Origin of the sequence: Methylobacterium sp. AMS5, assembly GCF_001542815.1 — a bacterium.
Classification (GTDB): Bacteria; Pseudomonadota; Alphaproteobacteria; order Rhizobiales; family Beijerinckiaceae; genus Methylobacterium.
In genome coordinates this window covers 5,111,473-5,129,872 of record NZ_CP006992.1, presented here as the reverse complement: position 1 = coordinate 5,129,872, position 18,400 = coordinate 5,111,473, and the positions used below count along the sequence as shown (strand labels likewise).

Sequence of the window (18,400 nt, the reverse complement as noted above, 5' to 3'; positions counted from 1 at the left end):
TTTCGGGAACCGTTGATTCTGCTCGCCCTGCGCCGGGGAGCGTGGCGAGGCGGCAGCCGAAGGTGCGGGGGCTTGGCCGGAAAAGCCTCTTCCCGAGCCGCTACCGGCGGCGCCCGTCACCCCCGCAGCCGTGCCACCGCCATCTTCCGCACCCGGCTCGCGTAGAACGAGAGAAACCCGCGCTGGGCGTGGTCGCCGGGGGTGCGCAGGACGAGACCCGGATCGACCAGCATCCGCCGGCCCGTGGCGGCGGCGATGCGGCGGTTGAGGGTGAGGTGCTCGCAGCGTGCGTAATCGTCGTCGAGATAGGAGCCGAGCCGGTAATCCGCGCCGCGGTAGAGCGTCAGCCCGTTGAAGGCCGAGAGGCAGGTGGTCTCGCGCTCCCGCGTCAGCGCGCTTTGCGCCGGGTAGATCGTGTCGGAGAAGAAACGGTAATAGCCGAGCGCGCCGCGGCGGTGGCGGGCGATGTCGTCGAGAAGGTACTCGTAGCTCACCGCCTCGTCCTCGTAGGCGAGCAGATCGTAATAATGCGGCTGCGACGCCGCCGAGACGGCGAACAGGCCCGGCCGCTCCAGCTTGGCCAGCGCCGCCAGAACCGCCCCCGCTTCGGGCGGGCGCGCCATGACGTTGTCGATGTCGACGACACAGACATAGGCGGGCGCCGGTCCCTGACCGTCGAGCACGCGCTTGAGGTGTTCGCGGCCCCGGGCCATCCGCGCCAGCCGGCCGCGGATGTCGGCCATGAAGGCGGTGGGGACATGGCTGAGCTCGCCCCGCGCCTGCGCCGCCCAGAGCAGCGCCCCGGTGCCGTCACGGGAATCGTTTTCGCCGACGAGGGCGCGGCAATCGAGCCCTGCTTCCCGCAAGGAGGACAGGAAGCGCAGGAAGGCGGGGAGGGTGCCCGCACAATTGCGTGCCAGCGCCAGCACCACGATGTCGGGGCGCTCCGTAACAGCAGGGCCTTGCACCGGGTCGATCATCGCGTGGCTTCTTTCGGGGTCTTGAGGAGGGCGGGGGATTCGGCTTTACGCCCGGCCGTCCGGCAGGCGCAGGGGACTTGAGCCGCGATCTCGCGCTGCGGATCGAGGGGAAGCGTCCGGTTGAGGGACCAGAGCGTGCCGGCGCAGTTCTTGGCGTCCCACCACGGGTTGGGCCGGCCGGTGCGGGCGCGCCAATCGACGCTGTTCCCGCTCACCGTCACCGTGTGGCAGGGCTCGGCGTACTGGTTCCAGACCGAGATGCCGACATTGGTGAAGAGTTGCGGCCGGGCGATCACCACGTTGCCGACGATCGTCATGTGGCTGCCGCTCGCCACCGCGATCCCGTACTGGCCCGGATCGATCAGCAGGTTGTCGCGGGCTTCCAGGTAGGCGCCGCCGCCGTCGCCGAGCATGATCCCGCCGCCGGACTGGCTCGGACCGCCGCCGACGAGGCGGTTGCGGCTGACCAGGATCGGCCGTCCCGGCTCGCCGCGCGATTGGAACAGGCTGATCGCATCCTCCGGCACGCCGCGGCCGGGCTCGTTCTCGCCGATGTTGCAGGAGATGCCGTTGCCGGGCCCCGTCACCTTGTCGAACTGCACGAACTGACCGGCCGGAATCGGACCCCGGACGTTGCGCACGCTGTTGCAGCGAACCTCGACCCCGGTGGAGGAGAGCGCGCGGATGCCCGAGAGGGTGTTGTCGATCCGGTTCTCCTCGATCGTGACCCCGTCGCTCCCCTCGACATAGATGCCGACATCCCCGGTGTCGCGGATCGTGAGATTGCGGATCGTCACATTGCGCGAACGCTCGATCCGCACCCCCTCGCCGCCGCACGGCCCGAGGTCGAGGTTCTCGATGGTACGGTCGGAGACGTCGCGCAGCACGAGGCAGGGGCCGGACGGGTCGCTGACCGTGCGGCGGCTCTCTTCGGCACGGGCAGGCGCAGCGGGCCAAGGCGCGAGGAGCGCGAGACCGGCCAGCGCGCTTAAGGACATTCCCCGTACCCGTCCGGGCCGGAACGGCGTGTCGGACCGGAAGGCGGCGGCCTGCGCCCGGAAGATCATCGCGGCGCCGATGCCGATGCCGATCAGCGTCCAGAACGGAATCGCCAGCATCGGCCCCTCCAGGGCGACGTCGAAGCTCGCATCGATGACGATCGAGGCGACGTAGCAGGCGATGAACAGGAAGAAGCCCTCCCATTTCCGCTCGCCCATCCGGCGCGCCCGCCAGAAGGCGGCGATCATCGCCGCCATCCAGACGGCGCAGGTGAGGAGCCAAAGGGTGAGGCCGGGCACGCCGCTGCGGGCGAGGTAGGTCATGTGGATGCTGTGCGGGCTGCGCAGGGTCGGCCCGCCATTCTCCAGCCCGACCACGTAGCCGTCGGCCTCGGCCAGGTTCGGCCCGAAGCCCTTGCCGGTCCAGAAATAGGGTCCGTGCACGGTGTAGCCGACGATGGTGTTCCACCAGCGTAGCCGCCACTGCTTGGTATCGTCGAGGTTGCCGCCGCTGCTCGGGGCGACGATGCTGACGATGTTGTTCACCACCGCCGCCGCGCTGACCGGCCGGTCGCTGTTGGGCAGATCCACCTCGACATCGAGGGCGGCGGCAGCGCCCAGAAGGCCGGCGCCGAGGATCAGCGTCGCGGCCATCCGCTTCCATTGCCCGACCGCCAGAAGGGCGAGGCCGACCGGCACCGCGATCGCCAGCATGGAGCCGCGGTTCTGCGCGGCGGCGAGCAACGCGCCGAGGCCGACGAAGGCGATCCAGCCCGGCCCGACCCGGACGAGGCCGACCAGCGCCAGAACGCAGGCACCGGTCAGATGGGCCGAGAGTTCGCCCGCCCGCGCCGCGAAGAACGGCACGTCGCCGAGGATGAAGGCGATGATCGCCATCGGGATCACGATGCGCGCGAGCCAGCGGAACATCCGCAGCAGGCTCCCGAGCCGGCGCGGATCGTCGAGCAGGAGGGCGATCAGGACGAAGGCGTAGCCGCCGTAGAGCGCGACCGCGCCGTCCCGCAGGGCATCGACCCGGTACTCGCGCAAGCCGGTGAGCGTCCGCAGCAGCACCCAGCCCATCAGCGCGGCGAGGCAGAGTGCCGGTGCGGTGGCGAGCCCGGCCGCGAGGTTGATGCCCGATCGCGCCCGCAGCGCGGCGAGCAGCCCCAGCAGGAACAGCAATTCGCCGGCATAGAGCGGCGGCAGGCCGAGATAGGCGAAGCTCTTGCCGAAGATCATGTATCCGGCAAACGCGATGCCGAGCGCCGCCAGGAACAACTCCGCGAGGCGGCTTTCCCGCGACAGGGCATGGATGGTCGTCGTCGCTGCCATCAACACCCGCCCATCGACAATCGCCACCGGTTCGATCGGGGCGAAGTCTTGCGGGCGGCGCACGTCCTGACAATCGAGGCCGGCGGCGCATCGGGAGCGCGCCGGCCCGTACTTCCGACGTACCCCGAACGATCGAGGAATCGCCGCCGCCTCTCCCGATGTCCGCGTGGTGCGTGCGCCCGCCTCGTCTAGGGTCGCCAAGGCCTCCTTCCGGCCGCCTCTTCCATCACCTCGCCCTCACCCGGACACAGCATGCCCGCCCTCCCGCGCGACCTCCGTGCCCTGGCCGGCGCCCGCCGCGCGGTACTCGGGCGAAGGGGTCTTGCGCGAGGGGCGGCCGGACCGGCGCTCTCGGTGGCCGATCAGGCGCTGGTGAGCGCCTGCAACTTCGCCACCACCATCGTGCTGGCGCACGCGCTCGGCCTGGAGGCTTTCGGCCTGTTCTCGACCGCCTGGATCGCGGTGCTGCTCACCGTCAGCCTGCAGCTCGGCCTCGTCGTCTGCCCGATGATCAGCATCGGGCCGGGCCTGGGCGAGGAGGCGCGGCCGGCCTATTACGCCATCGTCCTCGTCCACGAAGCCGCCTTCCTGACGCTCGCCGGCGGGGCCGTCGCGATCGGGCTCGCTCTGGCTTTCGGCGACGGGGCGCTGGGGCTCGCGGCGGGCGCGGCCTGCGCCGCCCACCTCGCCCAGGACTTTTGCCGCCGCTACCTGTTCGCCCGCGGACGGCCGCCGGTCGTTCTGGGGATCGATGCGCTCAACCAGGGGATCAAGCTCGCCGGCCTGATCCTGCTCGGCCGGGCAGGGATGCTCTCGCCGACCCGCGCCCTGGAGGTCGTCGCGGCCTCGGCCGCCCTGTCCTGCCTCTGCGCGATCCCGTTCCGGGGTCCGCTGGCGTGGCGGGCGGGCGAGTTCGGCGCGGCGAGCCGGCGGCAATGGCATTCCGGCCGCTGGCTGGTGCTCACGGGGCTGATGCAGTGGCTGAGCGGCTATGGCGGCCTGCTCGTCGCCGGAGCCCTGCTCGGCGTGACGCTGATCGGCGTGCTGCGCGCGGCGCAGAGCATCCTCGGGGTTCTCAACCTGATCCGCGACGCCCTCGAGAACATCGTCCCGCCGATCGCGGGCCGGGCGCTGGCGCAAAGCGGCCTCCACGGTCTGCGGCCGGTCATCGGCGTCACCGCCGCCATCGGCTTTGCCGGAGGCCTGAGCTTCACGGCTCTGCTGGCGCTCACCGGCAAAAGCCTGCTTGCGGCGGCGTTCGGGCCGGACATGGCGGCTTATGCCTGGGTGGTGGCGTGGTACTCGCTGCTGTTTCCGGTCTCGCTCGTGTCCTTCGCGCAGATCTGCGCGTTTCGCGCGCTGGAGCGGACCGGTGCGGTCTTCGCCGCGACGGCCGCGGCGGCGGCCGTCAACCTCGCCCTGGTCTACCCGGCGGTGCGCGGGTTCGGCGTCGAGGGCCTGCTCGGCGTGGCCATCACGAGCGAAGTGCTGGTCTGCCTCGTCCTCGCCGGGCTGCTACGCCGCGTCCTGCGGGCCCCGTCGGGCACGCTCGGCAGCCTTCAGCCGGCCTGAAATGCGCGATCCCAGAGGGATCATCCCTTTGGCGGGGCGCCGGGGCTTCCCTTCACCGGGGCTCTGCCCTGGACCCGCGAAAGGACTTGTCCGTTCGAAACCCGGATTGAGAGGGCGCAGCAGCGCGTCACAGCCGCAGCCTGCTCTCGGCGATCTCCGCGTAGAGGGCCGCATTGATCCGACGGTAGGCGCCATCGCGGTCGATGTAGAGCGGGTCGTCGGTCCGGGCGGGGTCGAAGCCGTCCTCGGCCAACGCGGCCTTCTTCTGCTTGAAGGTCTCGGTGTGACCGAGTTCGTCGCTCAGGCGCAGGAACAGCGGCCGGGCATAGGCCGGAAGCCGAGTCTGCATCTCGGCGTGCAGATGCGCGAGGTCGAAATCCGGCCCGACCGCGAGCGCTGCCATGCCCGCCCGGCCTTCCGCCCCCGGCACGGACACGCCGTAGACGTTGGCCTCACGCACGCCCGCGACCCGGTGGAGCGCCTCGGCGACCTCGGTGGTGGCCACGTTCTCGCCCTTCCAGCGAAAGGTGTCGCCGATCCGGTCGACGAAGGTGAAGAAGCCCTGCGCGTCCCGGCGCATCAGGTCGCCGGTGCGCATCCAGGCATCATTGGGTTCGATCACGTCGCGCAGCACCTTGCACGCACTCTCCGCGGCGCTGGTATAGCCCTCGAACGTGTATTCCGCCCGCTCCGAGAGCCGGCCGAGCAATTCGCCGGCCTCGCCGCATTCGGCCGGGATGCAGCGCCCCCGCGCATCGCGGGCGGGCAGGCCCGTGGCGACGTCGTGGCGGACGATCAGGGCCGGCGAGCGCCGGGCCATGAAGGCGGGCACGCGCCCCACGGCGCCGACCCGGCCCTCGACGTTGTAGAGCGAGAGCGTGCCCTCGGTCGCGGCGTAGAATTCGAGGATGCGGGGGATCGCGAAGCGCGCCTGGAACGCCTCCCAGACGTCCGCGCGCATCCCGTTGCCGGTGCAGAGCCGCAGGCGGTGCCGACCCTCGGCGGGGTCGGGGGCGGCGAGCGTGAGGTAGCGGCAGAGCTCGCCGATATACTGGAACAGGGTCGCCCCGCTCTCGGCCACGTCGGCCCAGAACCGGCTGGCGGAAAATTTCTCGCGGATCACCACCGAGCCCCCGGCGAGCAGCACCGAGCCCGGCGCCACCACGCCGCCGACGCTGTGGTAGAGCGGCAGGCAATCGTACATGCGGTCGTCAGGCGTCGGGTCGATCAGCCCGGCGAACCAATGGGTCCACATCATCACCCGGTGGTGGCTCACCCGCGCGGCCTTCGGCAGGCCGGTCGTGCCGGAGGTGTAGATCAGCAGCGCGGGATCGCGCAGCGTGACGGAGGGCACCTCGTCGGGCCCGAGCGCAGCCTCGTCGAAATCCGCCGAGGCGGCGGCGAGCGAATTGCTTGCGTCCGGCCCTTGCCACACAATCTCCGGCGGCTCGGCGAGATGGGGCAGGGCCCCGTCCAGCCCGTCGGCGAGGTCGGCGGCAGCGATCACGAGGCGGGGGGCGGCGACCGCAAGGCAATGGGCGAGGCCGGCGCCGCGCAGGTGGGTGTTGAGCAGCGCCACGCAGACGCCGACGCGGGTGAGCCCGAGCCAGACCGCGAGATAATCCGGGCAGTTCCGCATCAAGAGGGCGACGGTGTCGCCCTTGGCGAGCCCGCGCGCCAGCGCCCAGCGGGCGTAGCGGTTGCGGCGGGCGGCGAGTTCCCGATGGCTCAGGGTCTCGTCCCGGCCGATCAGGGCCGGCGCATGGGGACGTTCGGCGGCGACGGCGTCCAGCACGAGGGGGAAGATGCGCTCCGGGCTCGCGTCGATCCGCGCCGTGCGGGCCAGGGCCCCGAGCCAGCCGGCCGTGGAGGAGGGCCGGGGCGGCGGGGCCGCGCTGTCCGGCTCCGGGCGTCCCTCGAGCGGATCGGGGGAGGGCGCCGCGGCGAAAGTCTGGTCCATCGCGGGCGCTCTCACGCGGCGAGCGCAACGCGGTCCGAGACCAGCGCGAGCCAGTTGCGGAACAGACCGGCGGCAGCCTCCTGCCAATCGGCCGGACGGGGCGGGGTCTCGGCCATGGTCGGAAAGTCGGCATGCAGGGCCGGCGAGCGATAGGCCCGTGCCACCGCGGCAAAGGCGTCGAAACGCAGGACGGCCTCGTCGGCGTAGTAATTCTCGGGCAGCGCCGGAGCTTGGTCCCGCTCGCCATCGAGGAAGCGGCCGATGTCCCGGCGGTACTCGCGGGCGAGCGTATCGCCGTCATATTCCGGATGGCCCTGAAGGAAGACCATCGGGGCACCGCGCTCACGGACGAACAGATCGACCCCGACCTGTTCGGAGCGCCGCAGAACGCGGTAGCCGCGGGCCGTCAGCGCCTGTTCGGGCAGGTCGTTCCAGCGCGAATGCGGCACCGGCACGCTCGGCGGCAATCCCGCGAGCAACGGATGGTGGGCGACCGCCGTGCAGGCATAGACGCCGGAATGCTTGGTCGGCAGAGGCCGGCGCTCGATGCCATCGAGGTGCAGCACGGCCGCATGCGCGGCCAGACACGAGAACAGGGTCGGGACGCCGCTCGCATCCGCCCACTCCACCACCGCCGCGAGCGCCGGGAAGAAGGGCTCGTCGGCCAGACGCTTGGCCTTCGGCTCGGCGCCGGTGACGACGAGGGCATCGAGCCCGGCTTCGGCCAACGCCTCTTGCGCCTCGTAGAAGCGCTCGAGATGGGCGCGGGCGAGGGGACCGCGCGGGACCGTATCGAGGCTGAACAGACGCAGCTCGACCCCTGGGCCGATCAGGCGCCGGAACTGCCGCTCCGTCTGCACCAGGGCGCTGTCGGGCATGTTGTTGAGGAGGCCGACGCGAAGCCTCGGCTGCGCCGGCTCGGGCCACGCGACGCCGCCGCGCGCACCGAGATCCAGCTCCGCCGCGGACAGGCTCACGGATCGGATCGGGGTGCCGTGGTCCAGCATGGCGGGTCTCCTCCGAAAAGCGTTGGGGAAGGGTTCAGGCCGCAAGTGCGGCGGGGGCCACGGCGGCGAGCGCCTGGTCGAGGTCTTCGAGGATGTCGTCGATATGCTCGATGCCGACGCTGAGCCGGATCGTCTCCGGCAGCACGCCCGCGACCCGCTGCTCGTCGGGGGTCATCTGCCGGTGCGTGGTCGAGGCCGGATGGCAGGCGAGCGACTTGGCGTCGCCGATGTTGACGAGGCGCTTCACCAGCTTCAGCGCGTCGTAGAACGTCTTGCCGCCCTCGAATCCGCCCGCAACGCCGAAGGTCAGGAGCGAGGAGCCCTCGCCCTTCAGATATTTGCGCGCCATCGGATGGTTCGGGCTGTCCTCGAACCCGGCATAGTTCACCCAGGCGATCTGGGGGTGCGCCCGCAGGTGCTCGGCGACCTTTCGCGCATTCGCGACATGGCGCTCGACCCGCAGCGCCACCGTCTCGATGCCCTGCAGCAGCAGGAAGGCCGACATCGCCGGCAGCACGGCGCCGGTGGTGCGCTGGTAGACGCTGCGCGCCCGTGCGGCGAAGGCGCCGGGACCGAAATGGTCGGCGTAGACGAGGCCGTGATAGGAAACGTCCGGCCGCGTGAACATCGGGAAGCGGTCAGCCTGCGCCTTCCAGTCGAAGCGCCCGGAATCGACGATGATGCCGCCGAGCGTGGTGCCGTGGCCGCCCATGAACTTGGTGAGCGAGGCGATGACGATGTCGGCCCCGTAATCGATCGGCCGCATCAGGATCGGGGTCGGCACGGTGTTGTCGACCACGAGCGGCACGCCGTGGGCGTGGGCCACGGCCGCCAGCGCCGCGATATCGCAGATGTTGCCGGCCGGGTTGCCGATCGACTCGCAGTAGACGGCGCGGGTCTCGCCATCGATCAGCGCCGCGATATCCTCGGCCCGATCGCTCGCGGCGAAGCGGCAGGTGATGCCCTGGCGCGGCAGGACGTGGGCGAGCAGCGTGTGCGTCGTGCCGTAGAGCTGGGGCACCGCGACGATGTTGCCGCCGTGATCCGCCAGCGTGGCGATGGCATAGTGCAGCGCCGCCTGCCCCGAGGCGACGGCGAGCGCCGAATGGCCGCCCTCCAGTTCCGCCACGCGCCGCTCCAGCACCGCCACGGTGGGGTTGGCGATCCGGCTGTAGCGGAACCCCTCTTCCTCCAGGTTGAACAGGGCAGCGCCGTGGTCGGCGCTGTCGAAGGCATAGGCAACGCTCTGATAGATCGGCACAGCGACCGCGTGCGTGGCCGGATCGTGGTCGAAGCCGGCATGAAGGGCGATCGTTTCGCTGCGCATGTCGTGAAGCCGTCCCGAAACCGCGGAGTTGTGGCCTTGAGCGCAAGGCTTGGACCAGACTTTGCCGTACCGGAACGGGATGATCGCTTGCGAGACTTTGTGGACGCGGACCTTCGACAAGTCTTGATTGACGACATCGATGACGGGGAAATCGCCCCGCGCACGTCCGCGCCGGCCGCACGGCTCCGTCGTTCCCGGCACATCTCTGTCGCGTGGCCCCTGTCTCGAAACGGGGCAGGCGTGCCAGATCGACCCTAGTCTTTGTACAACGCCAGATAGGCTGAAACTCGACAGTCTTCGCCGGACCTCACGTTAGTCATAACCCCACAATCGACTTGTCTTACGATCGGAGCCGTGATTTCCGATAAGCTCGGCGCTTCCGGAATGGTCCCGAACGCCCGCTCCCTTTGTCATCAACGCGTTCTCGTGCGCCGAGCCGGCGCCCCGCTTCGGCGGAGAGCGCTTCAGCGAGGATGCCGTGTCGACCACAGCGATGATTCCGTCCGTCACCTCGGGTGAGCTGCGCGCCGCGCCGATCGAGCCGAGCTGGATCCGTGAGGGACAGCCGGTGGCCCGCAACACCATGCTCTCGCGCAGCGCCGACGGCATGGCCTGGACCATGGTCTGGGACTGCACCGCCGGCCGGTTCGAGTGGCACTACGATATCGACGAGACGATCCACTTCATCGACGGCTCGGCCACGATCAGCGACGGCCTCTCCCCGGCCAAGACCTTCCGGGCCGGCGACGTGCTGTTCATCCCCCGCGGCGCGGTCTGCCATTGGCATGTCGAGAGCTACGTGCGGAAGGTCGCCTTCTGCCGGAAGACGCAGCCGAAGGTCGTGGCACTCGCCCTACGCGCCGCCGGCAAGGCCAGGCGGATGCTGAGCCGTCGCTCCGGCTCCGGCGGACAGCTCGAAGCCGCCTGATCGTATCGAGCGCCGGGGGGCGCCTCCGCGACCCCGGCTTTCGTTTCGCTCTGTATTCGGAAGGACGGAGCGTCCTCCCGAACCCGCTCCACGGGGCGCTCTTCGCGCCCGGCTGGCGGTGCAATCGCTCTTCGAGCGATGGCCTGTTCAGCACATCCCGGAGGCTCGGCCGCGATGACGACTCCCGATCACGACACCTCGCCCCCCGACACTTGGACCTTCTTCGAGGGCGCGTGGCACCCCGGCAACGTCCGGATCATGGGACCGCGCACCCACGGCGCGTGGCTCGGCTCGACGGTGTTCGACGGCGCCCGCGCCTTCGAGGGCGTCACGCCCGACCTCGACCTGCACCTCGCCCGGGTCAACCGCTCGGCCACGGCCCTCGGGCTCACGCCGAAGGTCGCGGTCGAGGAATGGGCCTGCCTCGTCGCCGCGGGGCTGACGCGCTTTTCGGCCGACGCCGAACTCTACATCCGGCCGATGTACTGGGCCGAGAGCGGCTTCGCCGGCGGTGTGCGCTTCGATCCCGCCTCGACCAACTGGTGCCTGTCGCTCTACACGGCGCCGATGCCGCTGCCGTCAGGCGTCAAGGCGACGCTCTCGCCCTTCCGCCGCCCGTCGATCGAGGTCGCCCCCGTCGATGCCAAGGCGGGCTGCCTCTACCCCAATGGGGCGCGGGCGCTGACCGAGGCGCTGTCGCGCGGCTTCGGCAATTGCCTGATGCTCGACGGGCTCGGCAACGTCGCCGAATTCGCCAACGCCAATGCGTTCTTCGTCCGGGACGGGGTGGTCTACACGCCGGTCCCGAACGGGACGTTCCTCGCCGGCATCACCCGCGCCCGCGTTCTCACACTGCTGCGCGGGGCCGGCGTCACGGTGGTGGAGAAGACGCTGCGCTACGAAGACTTCTTGAGCGCCGACGAGGTCTTCACCGCCGGCAACTTCGCCAAGGTCGCCCCGGTCACCGGGCTCGATGATGTGCGTTTCGAGCCAGGGCCGGTGTTTCGCCTCGCACGCCAGCTTTACTGGGATTTCGCGCACGGGCGTTTGTCGTAGCGGTACAAAGTTCAAGCCTTGCAGCCGCCACAGGCTAATCCCGGTCAGCAGCTCAGACGTCTGCGCTCACGGCGACCGAAGGTCTGGTAGTGCACGGCTCCGGATTCCATCTGGCCCCGCCTGACCGCGCGGAGCACGTCGGGATTGCAGCGCAGATACTCGCGCTCATCGAAGCCGTAATCACGCCGGCCATAGCCACGGTCTCCATAGCCACGGCCGCGCTCCTCGTACTCGCCACCGCGGCCACCATAGCCTCGGCCGCGTTCTTCGTAGCCATAGTCACGGCTGCCATAAGGCTGGGCCGAGACTGAGGCGATGGAACCCATCAAGCCCAGGCCCACGGCCGCCACTGCATAGATCGCCTTCATGTCGGGTCGTCTCCTCATCAGCCGCTAGGAACGCGACGAAACGAATTTTAGTTCGCGGCCGGGGCCGAACGGCCGTGCTTGAGTCTCGCATACCTCGCCCGAACGGTCTTGGGAGCGGCTTCGATATTCCAGGCGCCCCCCGGCGGGCACTCACCGCACCCGCTTCAGACCACGCGACCGGGCATCCGAAGTCGGATTTCAAACCACAAAACCCACCGCCCGAACCCTCGTGCCCCCTACGTGGGAAATGAATCTGCCAAAACCGTCCCCGATACGAAGATAGTCCCTTTTTTCAATTGCCCGCCAGCGCCTTCTCGCGGATCGCCGTGAGACTCATGCCCGGCGTGATCGCATCGACGGAAAACTTGACGTGGATGATCGCCGGGCGCTGCGCCGCCAAGGCCTCCTCCAACGCCGCCGGGAAATCCTCGGTCCGTTCCACGGTGAAGCCGGCACCGCCGAAAGCGCGGGCGTAGGCGGCAAAATCCGGGTTCACGAGATCGGTGGCGAGAACACGGCCCGGAAAATCGCGCTCCTGATGCATACGGATCGTGCCGTAGCTCGCATTGTCGGCGACGATGCAGACGATGTTCAGGCCGTACTGCACGGCGGTCGCGAATTCCTGGCCGTTCATCAGGAAGTCGCCGTCGCCGTTGACCGAGATCACCGTGCGGTCGGGAAAGACCCGCTTCATCGCCACAGCCGCCGGCACGCCGTAGCCCATCGAGCCGGAGGTCGGCGCCAAGTGGGTGGCAAGGCGGCGGAAGCGGTAGAAGCGGTGGATCCAGGCGGCGTAGTTGCCCGCGCCGTTGCACAGGATCGCATCCTCCGGCAGCGCCTCGCGCAAATGCACCATCACCTGCCCGAGATTGACCGGGCCGGGCTGCGGCGTCGGGGTCTGCGACCACGCCAGATATTCGTCATGGGCCGCACGGGTCTCGGCCGCCCACGGAACGGAGGCCGGCGCATCGAGCCGCGCCAGAGCCGCCGCCATCCGGGCCGGCGCGGCGGTGATGCCGAGATGCGGAACGTAGACCCGGCCGAGTTCCTCCGCTCCGGGATGGATGTGGACGAGCCGGGTGCGGGGTGCCGGGATGTCGAGGAGCGAATAGGTCTGGCTCGCCACTTCGCCGAGGCGGCCACCCAGTACGATCATCAGGTCGGCGGCCTTGGCCCGCGCCACCAGCTTCGGGTTGGCGGCAAGCCCGAGATCGCCCGCGTAGTTCGGGTGCAGCGGGTCGAACAGCGGCAGGCGGCGGTAGCTCGTGGCCACCGGCAGATCGAAGGTTTCGACAAAGCGGCGGATGTCGGCATAGGCCTGCTCGGTCCAGCGGCTGCCGCCGAGCACCAGGAAGGGATTTTTGGCCTCCGCCAGCAGGGCGGCGAGGCGCTCCAGATCCTCCGTGCCGGGTGCGGCCTCGATGGCGGCGAAGGGCGGAGCCAGCGGCCCCTCGGCGGCGTCCTTCAGCATGTCCTTCGGCAGCGCCATCACCACCGGGCCCGGCCGCCCGCCGGTGGCGGTGTGGAAGGCGCGCGCGACGTATTCCGGCATCCGCGCGCCGGTCTCGATCTCGGTGGCCCATTTCGCGATCGGACCGAAGGCGGCGCGGTAATCGACCTCCTGCCACGCCTCGCGGTCGCGCAGACCCCGCTCGATCTGGCCGACGAACAGGATCATCGGCGTCGAATCCTGCTGGGCGATGTGGATGCCGGCCGAGGCGTTGGTGGCGCCGGGACCGCGGGTGACGAAGCAGATGCCGGGCCGCCCCGTCGCCTTGCCGTGGGCCTCCGCCATCATCGCCGCGCCGCCCTCCTGGCGGCAGACGGTGAGCGCGATGCCCGATTCGTAGAGCGCATCGAGCACCGGCAGGTAACTCTCGCCCGGCACCGCGAAGACGTGGGTGACGCCGTTGGCCACGAGCTGATCCACGAGCGCCTGGGCGGCGTTCCGCCCGCGGCTTCGGGTGGGGAGGGCGGCGTCTGGGCTCTGGGACATCGCTTCGATCTCGCTTGACGGCAGGACGCGTCCCGGTTCGGGACCGTCCCTCGGCGCATCCTGCGGTTCGTGCCGGAACTGAACAGTTTCCGGCCCGTCCAGCCGGGCCCTGGACTTGCACAGACGAGCCGCAAGGACAGGCAACGCCATAGCAATGAACCGATAACGTCCGGTTTCGACCGGTGCGGAACGGCCGGGTTTCACAAGGTCCCATTTCAGATCGACGAACGGATTGCGAACCATGCTTGCGCACCGGAGATCATCGACACTCTGCACCTCGGCCGGCTCGCTCGGCGGATGGGGGGCGTGATGGCCGCTGCCGCACGGGCGCCGGAACCCGCCATCGACGGGGGGCTCCTCAAGCAGGCGATGCGCCGCCTCGTCGGCGGGGTCGTCGTGATCACCGCCGGAACCGGCGAGGACCGGGTCGGGCTCACCGCGACCTCGGCAGTCTCCCTCTCCGTCGATCCGCCGACCATGCTGGTCTGCGTCAACCGCAACTCCTCGACCTGGCCGGTCATCGCCCGGCGTCGGCATTTCTGCGTCAGCATCCTCGGGGCCGGGCAGCAGGCGACCGCCGAGCGTTTCGCCGGGATCGGCGGGCTGCGGGGCGCCGCCCGCTATCGCGGCGCGGATTGGACGATCATGGAATCGGGCGCCTCCGGCCTCACCGAGGCGCAGGCCATCGTCGATTGCGCGCTGGAGGAGGTCATCGAGCGGCATAGCCACGCCATCCTGCTGGGCGCGGTCCGCGAGGTGCGGCTGAACCCGATGGAGCGGCCCTCCCTGGCCTATGGCGGCGGGCGCTTCATCGGGATCTCACCGGATCAGGCAGCACGCGGCACCGGCCGCATTCGGGGCGCGGTCGACCACAAGACCGATTAACCAGCAACGTACTTAATATCAAGAAACACTTCCCACGCATGATCAACAATAATATCTACGCAATCCATGTTGTATTGAATTCGAATTGGTCGCAGAACAATCCAGTCGGCACAGGCCAAAGGGAAAAGGACAATGTCGCAAGCAGTGACGGCCAATATCGCGGATCGCACCATGGGCCTCGCCTACGCGATCGCCGCCCGCCACGCGATCAAGCCGGAATTCGATCGAGCGGACGCCCTGGTCGATGTCGGGCTCTCGTCGCTCGATCTCGTCAACCTGATGGTCGCGGTCGAGGCGGAGTTCGACATCATGATCCCGCCGGCGAGCCTGACGCCGAAGAACTTCTACTCGATCGAGACCATCGCCCGGATGGTCGAGAGCGTGCGCGGCCCGGGCGCCTGAGCGTCCCGGACGCTGCTGCCCCTCGCGAACATCTCTGACGTGCCGCCGGCCCGGCCGGCTTCAGTCCAACGGAGCCCAGCCATGACGATGCAGCCCACGACCCGGCCGGACGGCCGCGCCGACGATGCCGCCGACCTCCTGACCCGCGCGAGCGCCGCCGCCGCGATCGCCGCCACCCACGCGGACGCGGTGGATCGCGACGGGCGCTTCCCCGAGGAGGCCGTCGCCGCCTTCCGCTCGCAGCGCCTGCTCGGTGCGGCCGTGCCGATCGAGCTCGGCGGGGAGGGCGCCTCGGTCCGGATGCTGGCCGAAATCTGCTACGTGCTGGGCCGCGCCTGCGCCTCCTCGGCGATGATCTTCGCCATGCACCAGACCAAGATGGCCTGCCTGATCCGGCATGGCCGCGGCGAGCCCTGGCAGGACGGCTTGCTGCGCCGCATCGCCGACGAACAGCTCCTGATGGCCTCCTCGACCACCGAGGGCCAGGGCGGCGGCAATGTCCGCTCCTCGTCCGCCGCGATCGAGGCCGACGGCGACGCCGTCACACTGGAGCGGGCGGCGACCGTGATCTCCTACGGCGCGCAGGCCGACGGCGTCGTCACCGTCGCCCGCCGCTCGGCCGAGGCCGGCCCCTCCGACCAGGTGCTCTGCGTCTTCCTGCGCGAGGACTACACCCTGGAGCGCCTGAGCGGCTGGGAGACGCTCGGCATGCGCGGCACCTGCAGCAGCGGCTTCCGCCTCGTCGCCCGCGGCCGCCCCGAGCAGGTTCTCGCCGCCCGCTACAGCGACATCCACAACCGGACCATGACGCCGGTCTCGCACATCCTCTGGTCGAGCGCCTGGGCCGGAATCGCGGCCTCCGCCGTCGACCGCGCCCAGGCCTTCACCCGTACGGCGATGCGCGGCGCCGGCGGCGTCGCCCCGCCCGGCGCGCTGCACTATGCCCGCGCCGTCTCCAGCCTGAAGCAGGCCCGCGCCCTGATCACCCAGGCGCTCGACACCTTCGAGGGGGCCGAGGACGATCCGGCAGCACTCGCCGGCCTCGACGTGCAGACCGCACTGACGATGCTCAAGGTCGAGGTCTCCGAACTCGCCGTCGCCACCGTGTCGAGCGCGCTGCGCGCCAACGGCCTAGCCGGCTACCGCCAGGACGGCGCGTTCAGCATCGGCCGGGCGCTGCGCGACATCCTCTCGGCGCCGATCATGATCCACAACGACCGGATCATGGCCAACCTCGCCACCGCGACGCTGATGTCCCCGGTCGCCGCCTCGCTCGGCGCCTGAGGCCGCCCGGCGATCCCGACTCGCACTGCCCTCGACGCCTCGGCTTGGCCGAGGCCCGCTCCGCGGGGCGCTCTTCGCGCCCGACAGGCGGAGCACAGGCTCCTCTGCCCCCTTTGCCGAAGGACTGCCCGCCATGAACATGCCCGTGATGAACGCGCCGGCCTCCCCGCCCGCGACCGACCCGCTCGACGCCCTGTTCGACGCGATGTTCAAGCCGATGAATGCGCAGGGCGTCTACGCCCGCACCGGCGCCTACGAGTCGGTGGTCGAGGCGCTGGCCGCCTTCATCTCGGCACGGCGCGAGGCCGACACGGAGGTCTTCCGCTTCCCGCCGGTGATGAGCCGGGCGCATCTGGAGCGGCACGGCTACCTCAAGAGCTTCCCCAACCTCCTGGGCTGCGTCTCCTGCCTGGAAGGCACCGAGACGGAGATCCGCGCTTCGGCCGACAAGCATCTGGAGGGCGGCGACTGGACCACCGGCCTCGAGACCGCCGACCTCGTTCTGACCCCGGCCGCCTGCTATCCCGTCTATCCGATCGCCGCCGCCCGCGGCGCGGTGCCGGCCACCGGCTACCGCTTCGACGTCGCCTGCGACTGCTTCCGCCGCGAGCCCTCGCGCCATCTCGACCGGCTGCAATCCTTCCGGATGCGCGAATACGTCCGCATCGGCACGCCGGAGCAGATCGTCGCCTTCCGCGAGAGCTGGATCGCGACCGCCACCGCCATGGCCGACGAACTCGGGCTCCCCTACACGGTCGAGACCGCCAGCGACCCGTTCTTCGGTCGGCTCGGCCAGATCATGGCCTTCAGCCAGCTCGAACAGGCCTTGAAGTTCGAGTTGCTGATCCCGCTGCGCGGTGCGGCCGCCGGCACGGCCTGCATGAGCTTCAACTATCACCGCGAGCATTTCGGGACGACCTGGGGCCTCAACCTGGAGGACGGCGAGCCCGCCCATACCGGCTGCGTCGCCTTCGGCATGGACCGCCTCGCGGTGGCCCTGTTCGCCACCCACGGCGCCGGCATCGACGCGTGGCCGGCCTCGGTCCGCGCGGCGCTGAAGTTCTGACGTTAAGGCACCGTCCGATGCCGCTCGATCCGCATGTCAGCCGCTTCCTCGACATGATGGCGCTTGGAAGCGCGGACGGCATCACCCTCGACGCCCGCCGGGAGGGGATGCGCGGGCTCGCTCGCCTCGCCGGGCTGAGCGCCGAGGGCGTCGCGACCCGCGATCTCGTCCTGCCCGGTCCGGCCGGGCCGCTCTCCGCGCGGCTCTACGCGCCGGAGGGCAGCGAAGGCGGGCCCGGCGTCGTCTATCTGCACGGCGGCGGCCTCGTGACCGGCGGCCTCGACACCCATGACGGGATCTGCCGGGTGCTGGCCAAGGCCGGCGCCCTGCGCGTCGTCTCGGTCGACTACCGGCTTGCGCCAGAACACCCGTTCCCGGCCGCCCTCGACGACGCGCTGGCGGCGATGGATGGGGTCGCCACACAGGCGGATACGCTCGGGATCGACCCGGCCCGGCTCGGGATCGGCGGCGATTCCGCCGGGGCCGGGCTCGCGGCACGGGTCTGCCAGGAGCGGCGCGGCGGCCCGATCCGGGCGCAGCTCCTGATCTGCCCGGTGCTCGACGTGCACGGCAGCGACCCCTCGCGCCGCGATTTCGCCCGCGGCTACTTCCTCGACGAGGCGACGATCCGGCGCGACCTCGAGGCCTGCGGCCCCGCCGCCGCCGCGCCGTCGCCCCGGCTCTCGCCCCTGCGCGAGGCGGATCTGACCGGCCTGCCGCCGGCCCGCATCCACACGGCGGAATACGACCCCGTCCGCGACGAGGGCGCGGCCTATGCCGCGCGCCTGGAGCGGGCGGGCGTCGAAGCCGTCCACACGTCCCACGCCGGCATGATCCATTTCTTCTACGGCCTCGGGCGGCTGGTGCCGCGCGGCCGGCCGATCCTGTCCGAGATCGCCCGCGACTTCGGCGCGTGCCTCCGCGGCGCGCCCTACCCCACCCGTTGCCCAACCCATCCTTGAGGAGAGCCCCCATGTCCCTGCGTGAGACCGTCTTCGCCGAGATTGCCGCCATCGCGGCCGAGCAGGAGAAGGCGATGCCGCCGATCACCGACGACCTCGTGATGCTCGACACCGAGTTCGACTCGCTCTGTTTCGCGCTCCTCGTCGCGCGGATGGAGGATCTCACCGGCGCCGACCCGTTCGGCGAGATGGATGCCTCCGACCTGCCGGTGACGGTCGGCGACCTCGTCGCCCTCTACGACCGCGCCGCGGCCCGGCAGGCGGCCTGACCCCG

General features: G+C 70.3%; 16 protein-coding genes. 9 read left to right on the top strand and 7 right to left on the bottom strand.

Annotated features, from left to right (window positions below; translation table 11 throughout):
* Nucleotides 1-116: 116 nt before the first annotated feature.
* Nucleotides 117-980, bottom strand: coding sequence for a glycosyltransferase family 2 protein (locus tag Y590_RS22835; RefSeq protein ID WP_060771864.1), 864 nt, complete (start codon nt 978-980; stop codon nt 117-119).
* Nucleotides 977-3,313: a right-handed parallel beta-helix repeat-containing protein gene (locus tag Y590_RS22830; protein WP_060772422.1), complete on the bottom strand. Its 2,337-nt coding sequence runs from the start codon at nt 3,311-3,313 to the stop codon at nt 977-979. The genes Y590_RS22835 and Y590_RS22830 overlap by 4 nt, the downstream gene beginning before the upstream one ends.
* A 252-nt stretch (nt 3,314-3,565) precedes the next feature.
* Between Y590_RS22830 and Y590_RS22825 the strand changes: the two genes are divergently transcribed.
* A complete protein-coding gene (locus tag Y590_RS22825) occupies nt 3,566-4,885 on the top strand; it encodes a lipopolysaccharide biosynthesis protein (RefSeq protein ID WP_060771863.1) in 1,320 nt (439 codons plus the stop codon).
* 127 nt (nt 4,886-5,012) lie between these two features.
* On the opposite strand, the gene Y590_RS22820 is transcribed toward Y590_RS22825, so the two are convergent.
* From Y590_RS22820 to Y590_RS22810, 3 genes are read right to left on the bottom strand one after another with little or no spacing between them, the layout of a single operon-like run.
* On the bottom strand, nt 5,013-6,845 hold the full coding sequence (locus Y590_RS22820; protein WP_060771862.1) for a long-chain-acyl-CoA synthetase: 1,833 nt from the start codon (nt 6,843-6,845) through the stop codon (nt 5,013-5,015).
* An 11-nt stretch (nt 6,846-6,856) separates the two neighbouring features.
* On the bottom strand, nt 6,857-7,852 hold the full coding sequence (gene metA, locus Y590_RS22815; protein ID WP_060771861.1) for a homoserine O-succinyltransferase MetA: 996 nt from the start codon (nt 7,850-7,852) through the stop codon (nt 6,857-6,859).
* Between the two features lie 34 nt (nt 7,853-7,886).
* The gene (locus Y590_RS22810) at nt 7,887-9,179 is read right to left on the bottom strand and encodes an O-acetylhomoserine aminocarboxypropyltransferase/cysteine synthase family protein (RefSeq protein WP_060772421.1); all 1,293 of its coding nucleotides are present in this window, start codon (nt 9,177-9,179) and stop codon (nt 7,887-7,889) included.
* Nucleotides 9,180-9,672: 493 nt separating this feature from the next.
* On the opposite strand from Y590_RS22810, the gene Y590_RS22805 reads away from it, so the two are divergent.
* Together Y590_RS22805 and Y590_RS22800 are read left to right on the top strand one after the other, a co-directional pair.
* A complete protein-coding gene (locus Y590_RS22805; RefSeq protein WP_060771860.1) occupies nt 9,673-10,107 on the top strand; it encodes a cupin domain-containing protein in 435 nt (144 codons plus the stop codon).
* Between the two features lie 174 nt (nt 10,108-10,281).
* A complete protein-coding gene (locus Y590_RS22800) occupies nt 10,282-11,163 on the top strand; it encodes a branched-chain amino acid aminotransferase (RefSeq protein ID WP_060771859.1) in 882 nt (293 codons plus the stop codon).
* A gap of 44 nt (nt 11,164-11,207) precedes the next feature.
* On the opposite strand, the gene Y590_RS26055 is transcribed toward Y590_RS22800, so the two are convergent.
* Entirely contained in the window at nt 11,208-11,531 is a 324-nt protein-coding gene (locus Y590_RS26055) for a hypothetical protein (RefSeq protein WP_083530942.1), read from the bottom strand.
* A gap of 292 nt (nt 11,532-11,823) precedes the next feature.
* On the bottom strand, nt 11,824-13,527 hold the full coding sequence (locus Y590_RS22790; protein ID WP_060771857.1) for a thiamine pyrophosphate-binding protein: 1,704 nt from the start codon (nt 13,525-13,527) through the stop codon (nt 11,824-11,826).
* A 309-nt stretch (nt 13,528-13,836) separates the two neighbouring features.
* Between Y590_RS22790 and Y590_RS22785 the strand changes: the two genes are divergently transcribed.
* The 6 genes from Y590_RS22785 to Y590_RS22760 all read left to right on the top strand — a co-directional run bounded on the left by Y590_RS22785 (nt 13,837) and on the right by Y590_RS22760 (nt 18,395).
* A complete protein-coding gene (locus Y590_RS22785; RefSeq protein WP_286161810.1) occupies nt 13,837-14,412 on the top strand; it encodes a flavin reductase family protein in 576 nt (191 codons plus the stop codon).
* A 132-nt stretch (nt 14,413-14,544) separates the two neighbouring features.
* A complete protein-coding gene (locus tag Y590_RS22780; protein ID WP_060771855.1) occupies nt 14,545-14,814 on the top strand; it encodes a phosphopantetheine-binding protein in 270 nt (89 codons plus the stop codon).
* Between the two features lie 81 nt (nt 14,815-14,895).
* Nucleotides 14,896-16,098: an acyl-CoA dehydrogenase family protein gene (locus tag Y590_RS22775; RefSeq protein ID WP_060771854.1), complete on the top strand. Its 1,203-nt coding sequence runs from the start codon at nt 14,896-14,898 to the stop codon at nt 16,096-16,098.
* A 133-nt stretch (nt 16,099-16,231) separates the two neighbouring features.
* The gene (locus tag Y590_RS22770) at nt 16,232-17,164 is read left to right on the top strand and encodes an amino acid--[acyl-carrier-protein] ligase (RefSeq protein ID WP_060771853.1); all 933 of its coding nucleotides are present in this window, start codon (nt 16,232-16,234) and stop codon (nt 17,162-17,164) included.
* 17 nt (nt 17,165-17,181) lie between these two features.
* Nucleotides 17,182-18,126 (top strand): alpha/beta hydrolase, encoded by a 945-nt coding sequence (locus Y590_RS22765; protein WP_060771852.1) that lies wholly within the window; start codon nt 17,182-17,184, stop codon nt 18,124-18,126.
* Between the two features lie 11 nt (nt 18,127-18,137).
* Nucleotides 18,138-18,395 carry a hypothetical protein gene (locus Y590_RS22760; RefSeq protein WP_003604794.1) on the top strand — a complete coding sequence of 86 codons (258 nt, stop codon included), beginning with the start codon at nt 18,138-18,140 and terminating at the stop codon, nt 18,393-18,395.
* The last annotated feature ends 5 nt before the right edge of the window (nt 18,396-18,400 follow it).

Coding starts and splice junctions, on each gene's coding strand:
- Y590_RS22835 (WP_060771864.1), bottom strand. CDS start 980: ATGATCGACCCGGTGCAAGGCCCTGCTGTTACGGAGCGCCCCGACATC.
- Y590_RS22830 (WP_060772422.1), bottom strand. CDS start 3,313: ATGGCAGCGACGACGACCATCCATGCCCTGTCGCGGGAAAGCCGCCTC.
- Y590_RS22825 (WP_060771863.1), top strand. CDS start 3,566: ATGCCCGCCCTCCCGCGCGACCTCCGTGCCCTGGCCGGCGCCCGCCGC.
- Y590_RS22820 (WP_060771862.1), bottom strand. CDS start 6,845: ATGGACCAGACTTTCGCCGCGGCGCCCTCCCCCGATCCGCTCGAGGGA.
- metA (WP_060771861.1), bottom strand. CDS start 7,852: ATGCTGGACCACGGCACCCCGATCCGATCCGTGAGCCTGTCCGCGGCG.
- Y590_RS22810 (WP_060772421.1), bottom strand. CDS start 9,179: ATGCGCAGCGAAACGATCGCCCTTCATGCCGGCTTCGACCACGATCCG.
- Y590_RS22805 (WP_060771860.1), top strand. CDS start 9,673: ATGATTCCGTCCGTCACCTCGGGTGAGCTGCGCGCCGCGCCGATCGAG.
- Y590_RS22800 (WP_060771859.1), top strand. CDS start 10,282: ATGACGACTCCCGATCACGACACCTCGCCCCCCGACACTTGGACCTTC.
- Y590_RS26055 (WP_083530942.1), bottom strand. CDS start 11,531: ATGAAGGCGATCTATGCAGTGGCGGCCGTGGGCCTGGGCTTGATGGGT.
- Y590_RS22790 (WP_060771857.1), bottom strand. CDS start 13,527: ATGTCCCAGAGCCCAGACGCCGCCCTCCCCACCCGAAGCCGCGGGCGG.
- Y590_RS22785 (WP_286161810.1), top strand. CDS start 13,837: ATGGCCGCTGCCGCACGGGCGCCGGAACCCGCCATCGACGGGGGGCTC.
- Y590_RS22780 (WP_060771855.1), top strand. CDS start 14,545: ATGTCGCAAGCAGTGACGGCCAATATCGCGGATCGCACCATGGGCCTC.
- Y590_RS22775 (WP_060771854.1), top strand. CDS start 14,896: ATGACGATGCAGCCCACGACCCGGCCGGACGGCCGCGCCGACGATGCC.
- Y590_RS22770 (WP_060771853.1), top strand. CDS start 16,232: ATGAACATGCCCGTGATGAACGCGCCGGCCTCCCCGCCCGCGACCGAC.
- Y590_RS22765 (WP_060771852.1), top strand. CDS start 17,182: ATGCCGCTCGATCCGCATGTCAGCCGCTTCCTCGACATGATGGCGCTT.
- Y590_RS22760 (WP_003604794.1), top strand. CDS start 18,138: ATGTCCCTGCGTGAGACCGTCTTCGCCGAGATTGCCGCCATCGCGGCC.